The 5,092-nt window shown below is 57.5% G+C and carries 5 protein-coding genes; all 5 read left to right on the top strand.

From position 1 onward, the window contains the following. A partial coding sequence (locus AUR66_RS22955; protein WP_231727968.1) for a DUF6498-containing protein occupies window positions 1-1,013 on the top strand: 1,013 nt, incomplete at its 5' end. Window positions 1,014-1,255: 242 nt separating this feature from the next. After that, on the top strand, window positions 1,256-1,540 hold the full coding sequence (locus tag AUR66_RS18310) for a hypothetical protein (RefSeq protein ID WP_058573574.1): 285 nt from the start codon (window positions 1,256-1,258) through the stop codon (window positions 1,538-1,540). 290 nt (window positions 1,541-1,830) lie between these two features. Further along, window positions 1,831-2,754, top strand: a complete 924-nt coding sequence (locus AUR66_RS18305) for an ArsR/SmtB family transcription factor (protein ID WP_058573573.1) — start codon at window positions 1,831-1,833, stop codon at window positions 2,752-2,754. 199 nt (window positions 2,755-2,953) lie between these two features. After that, entirely contained in the window at window positions 2,954-3,655 is a 702-nt protein-coding gene (locus AUR66_RS18300) for a class I SAM-dependent methyltransferase (protein ID WP_231727967.1), read from the top strand. Between the two features lie 103 nt (window positions 3,656-3,758). Further along, on the top strand, window positions 3,759-5,092 hold a 1,334-nt coding region (locus AUR66_RS18295), incomplete at its 3' end, for a serine hydrolase domain-containing protein (protein WP_058573572.1).

Raw genomic sequence — 5,092 nt, 5'->3', positions numbered from 1 at the left:
TCTCGCTCGACCTCGTCCTCGGACTCGGCGCGCTTGTGGTCGCACAGGTGGTCGACTTCGTCTTCGAGTACATCGGAACCGAAGAATACGCCGAGGTGTCCGCACAGGAGATCATGCGAACGCCGGCCCAGCTCACGGTGGTGTTGCTGTCACTTGGGGTGTTTGCCGCTGGTGGCGGACGGGCAGGCGGTCTGTTAATTCTCGTCGGTGTCGTCCTCATGAAGACGACCGCGTCGGTGTACCGCTTCTACGTCGAACATATCGGGACGCCAATTCTCGGACTCGGTGACCGCCTCGTCAGCGACGAGGATATCAGCGAACCACCACCAGAACTCGAACTCCCCGATTCAGAGGTGCAGGCACGTGTCTCCGTCAGCGCGACGTCGGTGTTGCTTGGGAGCATCTGGTCGATAGCCTACGGCTTCGCGAACCGCCTTGGTCTCGGTGTCATTACTCTCTCGGGACTCGCAGTTATTTCCCGCAAACCGACGTGGATTGCTGTCGGACTGGTAGCAATCAGTATCATTGTCGCCGCTCGGGTCCTCAGTTACTTTTTCCGATATGGTACGATTGAGTATCAACGGCGCGGTGACACCCTTGTCGCGTACGACACACTGCTCGAAGCCCCGCAGTGGATCGTCGCGGTCGACCCGTTCACCGATTTCTCGGTTAAGAACGCGATCGCTGACCGGTTACTCGGGACAGGGACGCTCACCATATCGGACGTCGAATCGATGGATCGGGGCGACGTGCAGGTAGGACCAGTCACCAACATTGACCAAGTCGTGGAAACACTTGAACTGCCGGTCAAAGAGACAGAGCGACCCGAACGGGACCCGGCAGTGATCGCTGCTGCCAGCGTTCTGATGCTGTGTTTCGCTGCTGTCCCGGTGGGACTGTTCTTCACCTCCCGTGTTAGCGACGCGATGGCGGGTGCGCTCACTGTCGTATTTGGACCGTTTCTGTTGCTCCCGGTCGGCGTGCTCCTCTGGGCAGCACTTTCGCGGGTCTGACTCGATTTTACGGAAATTCGATCAAAAAGCCTCGTCCTTCAGGGCGTCACCAGAACACAGAGCGTTCTGGTTCCCTTATGCGCTGTGTTCAGTACGTCATCAACAAATGATCACCACTGAGTATTTCAACTGAGCCGCTACTGCCTCTCCGGACTCAAGAGCAAACACCTAGTCATTGGAATAATCTGTTCGTGCGAACACCCGCACCAACAGTTTACATTCAACGGGTTGTCGATTCTGTCATGGAGATACACGTTAATCGCTTCTTCTCTGAGCCAAAGGGTTGGGACACTGCACGAACTTTTATCATCGGGACAGCCGCATTCTTTGCTCTGTATCTGTATTTTGAGCTTGTATATGGAACTGGGTCCTACGATATAGTCATCCTTGGCGCTTCAAGTGGAACTGCTGCCATCGCAGAGCTACTACCAAAGAATCAGCGCAAGTTAGCAGTTGGACTGCGAGTAGCAGCGATCGCGATGCCAGCGATTATGATTCTCAACGCGCTGTGGATCCTACTGTCGTGAGCGGTCTCAATTGAAGTTCATGTCTCTCATGTCTCAAAGTGGCTGTTCCAGTGTTCTTCGAACCAGCACAATTCGAATAACCGTTGCTATCTGAATCTGAGACACCATCGTTTCCGGAGGTTTGATTCAAGCTCGGGTTGTCGTTGAGAAGGCACGCAACACTACTATCCTCCGAGGTTGTGCTCGAAAGTACGGAGTCGTCGCCGCGGACTTGCCGTAGACTGGTTTCTATGTGTGGGAGGTGAGCGGGGTTTCAATATTGTCGCCCGATTCGTGTTATACGAAAGCCAATGGAGAATACTCGTTCAGCCACAGATATCTTTCGCCTCCTCGCTGACGACACCCGAGTTAGTATCCTCCGTGCCATCGCCGTTGCACAGCACGAACTCGAAGAAGTCGGGTCTGGAGCTGCCGAACTCGCGTTCTCTGAGATATACGAGCACGTCGACGTTGAGAACACATCGAAGCTTTCGTACCATCTCGGAGAGCTCACAGGGATCTATCTCCAGAAAAGCAACGGTGGATATTCACTATCACACGCTGGAGAGCGCATCGTCCGATTCATCCTGTCCGGGAATTACGAGCAACCGTCGTCTTTTGGGCCTGAGCCGGTCGATGGAGTGTGTGTCTTTTGCGGTGAGGAAGCGTTGGAGGCGAAGCTCTCTCACCAGTTTTTCCGTATCGACTGTACGGCCTGTGAGCAGCAGGTTACTGGGCAGCCGATTTCACCCGCACAGGTCAGGACCCGGGACGACGAGTCGCTCTTACAAAGCGTCAAAGTACGGAGTGCGGAGGATGCCAGACAGATCCAGCGGGGGATGTGCCCGGAGTGCGGGGCGCATCTATCTGTCGACGTGATCGCAGTACCCGAAAGTCCGTTACCTGATGCTGATCCGTTTGTGGTCACAAGTTCCTGCAAGGAGTGCCTCCGTGAGTACAACAGCCCGTTGACCTACAGCGTCGTCTACCACCCAGCGTCAATCGCCTTCCACTGGGACCGCGGAGTCGATGTAACAGCGCGGGGTCTCTGGGAGTTTCACGAGCATCTTTACGAGGGTCGTTGGACATCGGAACAGAAGTCGTCTGATCCCGACGAGTATGAGGTTGTGTTGCGTCACGGAGAAGACGCAGTTCGACTGTATCTTGATTCGACTGCGACGGTGGTGCGGACGGAGCGCGTGCGAGGCGAGAGCGGTGAGTTTCGCCACTCCTGATAGAATAATTACTAAACCGCCGTTGAGCAGACGATGGTGCTGGATGGGGAGTTCTCTGTTTATCGCCGTTAAGAAGGTATTATCGCTGCCTTCTACTCAACTCAGGTTTTGAAACAGACCCGACATATTGTCAAATATCCAATAATTTTATTGATGTCGATGTCCCGACGCATAACCGCGGTCAACGGAGGTCCAACACGTGCAATCGAGCAATTCCCACGACGCAACAGGCCAGCAGCAGCGAACACACAACGAGAATATCGACCAACAGCAACCAGCACGAAGGCGTTCGAAATCGGCCGACGAGATTTCCAACGCGTATGCAGATGTCGCCGACAAACTCGCACGGTGGCGACGGCTCGACCGGCTCTTTGCCGGTCGATATCGTCGCCGCCAGTTTGAACACGCGAACGGCAGAGTGCTGGACGTCGCTTGTGGCACCGGGCGGAATTTCCGCTACCTTCCATCGTCGAGCGAAGTCGTCGGTATCGACATTTGCGCCGAGATGCTCGCCCACGCCCGCAGTGAGCTCGACAGGCTCGAACTGGACGGGGCTGTCCATCAGATGGACGCCCAGGACCTCGACTTCCCCGACGACAGCTTCGACGTCGTTATTTCGTCGTTCTCCACGTGCACATTCCCCGACCCGATTGCCGCGCTCCACGAGATGGAACGAGTCTGCACCTCGGACGGCGAGATTCTGCTGCTCGAACACAGACGCAGTGACGCCGCCCCACTTGCCTGGCTCCAGGACTGGCGCGCCGAGTCCCACTACGACAAAAACGGCTGCCGGTTGAATCACGAACCGCTGGAAACCATCGAGCAAGCCGGGCTCCGGATCGAGAACGCATCGACCGCGTTCTTCGGTCTCGTCACCACCATCGACGCCACCCCGAGGTAGTCGTCTATGAACGCGCACACCACCTACCAGTCGCTCGCAGATCGACTCACCAACCACCACGTCACAATGTACGAAACCACCTCACCCACATCCGATCCGACTAATGACACGACCACGACTCTCCACGACGGATGATAACCCGGAGAGAGCCACGAGACGGTCGTTCCTCGCCGGTCTCGGCAGCCTTGGGCTCGTCACCATCGGAACCGCAACCAGTCGGACGAGCGCCGCGCCAGGCTCTCGGAGCACCGACTCACAGCGGGGTGAGGGTTCGTTCACGGACACAGACGAACTTGAAGCCTTCGTCGATAATGTGATGGCCGAACGGATCGGGACGACGACTCCTGGAGCTACTGTCGCTATCGTCTCTGCAGATGCACCAATCCTCATCAAAGGATATGGCGCTGCCGACGTTGATGCTGATCTTCCGGTCCGAGCCGACGAGACGGTGTTCAGAGTCGGTTCGGTCGGTAAGCTCGTGACCTACACCGCCGTCATGCAGGGCATCGAACAGGGCGTACTCGATCTCGACACCGACGTCAGCTCGTATCTCGGTGACTCCCGAGTCACGGTACCGGATACGTACGACGACCCCGTGACGCTCCGACATCTCGGCACTCACACTGCCGGATTCGAATCCGCGCTCGATCCCGATATCGTCACCGACCCAAACTCTCTCGACTCGCTGGAGACAGTGCTCGCTAACCAGCAGCCTTCGCGCATCCGCCCGCCCGGGAAACTCGTCGGGTACTCCAACTACGGCGCGGCACTCGCTGGCCACGTCGTCGCCGAAGCGCACGACACGATGTTCGAGGACTACGTTCAGGCGGAGATCTTCGATCCGCTCGGGATGACTCACAGCGCGTTCGCCCAGCCGGTCCCGGCCGACCAGCCCGGCGACCTCGCCACGCCGCATATCCGCGACGGTGAGTCGTTCCTGACAGCAGACGACGTGTACATCAATATGCGTCCCGCGGGCTCGCTGAGCGCGACGGCAACGGACATGGCCGCGTTCATGTGTGCACACCTCGGTGACGGCGCAGTCGATGAAACTCGGATTCTCGACGCGGAGACCGCCGAGGCGATGCACAGTCTCCACCACGTCCGTCACCCGGTAGTCACGAATTGGCGGTACGGGTTCCACGAGTACGGGAATCCCGACGCCAACCTTATCGGTCACTCGGGTGGGACGGTCAACTTCACCAGCTACCTGCTGCTCGCCCCGGACGATGATGTCGGGATCTTCGTTGCGTACAACAGCAACCCGAGTGAACTGCCGAAAACCGTCGTCGACGAGATCGTTGCGGAGTACGAACTTCAACGAACACCGACTACACCGACACCGATGTCGAGACCAGGCGGTCAGGAGCGTGCAGAAACCGTCTCCGGCGAGTACAGCCCCTCGCATCTCCCACAGAATGGGCCACTCCAAGTCGT

The sequence above is a fragment of the Haloferax profundi genome (assembly GCF_001469865.1).
In the GTDB taxonomy this organism is placed as follows: domain Archaea; phylum Halobacteriota; class Halobacteria; order Halobacteriales; family Haloferacaceae; genus Haloferax; species Haloferax profundi.
The sequence above is the reverse complement of the archived record's forward strand: the minus strand, read 5'-3'. Positions and strand labels throughout refer to the sequence as shown.

What these genes read in the sequence shown, in the direction of transcription:
- AUR66_RS18305 (WP_058573573.1), top strand. Translation starts at nt 1,831, where the DNA reads ATGGAGAATACTCGTTCAGCCACAGATATCTTTCGCCTCCTCGCTGAC.
- AUR66_RS18310 (WP_058573574.1), top strand. Translation starts at nt 1,256, where the DNA reads ATGGAGATACACGTTAATCGCTTCTTCTCTGAGCCAAAGGGTTGGGAC.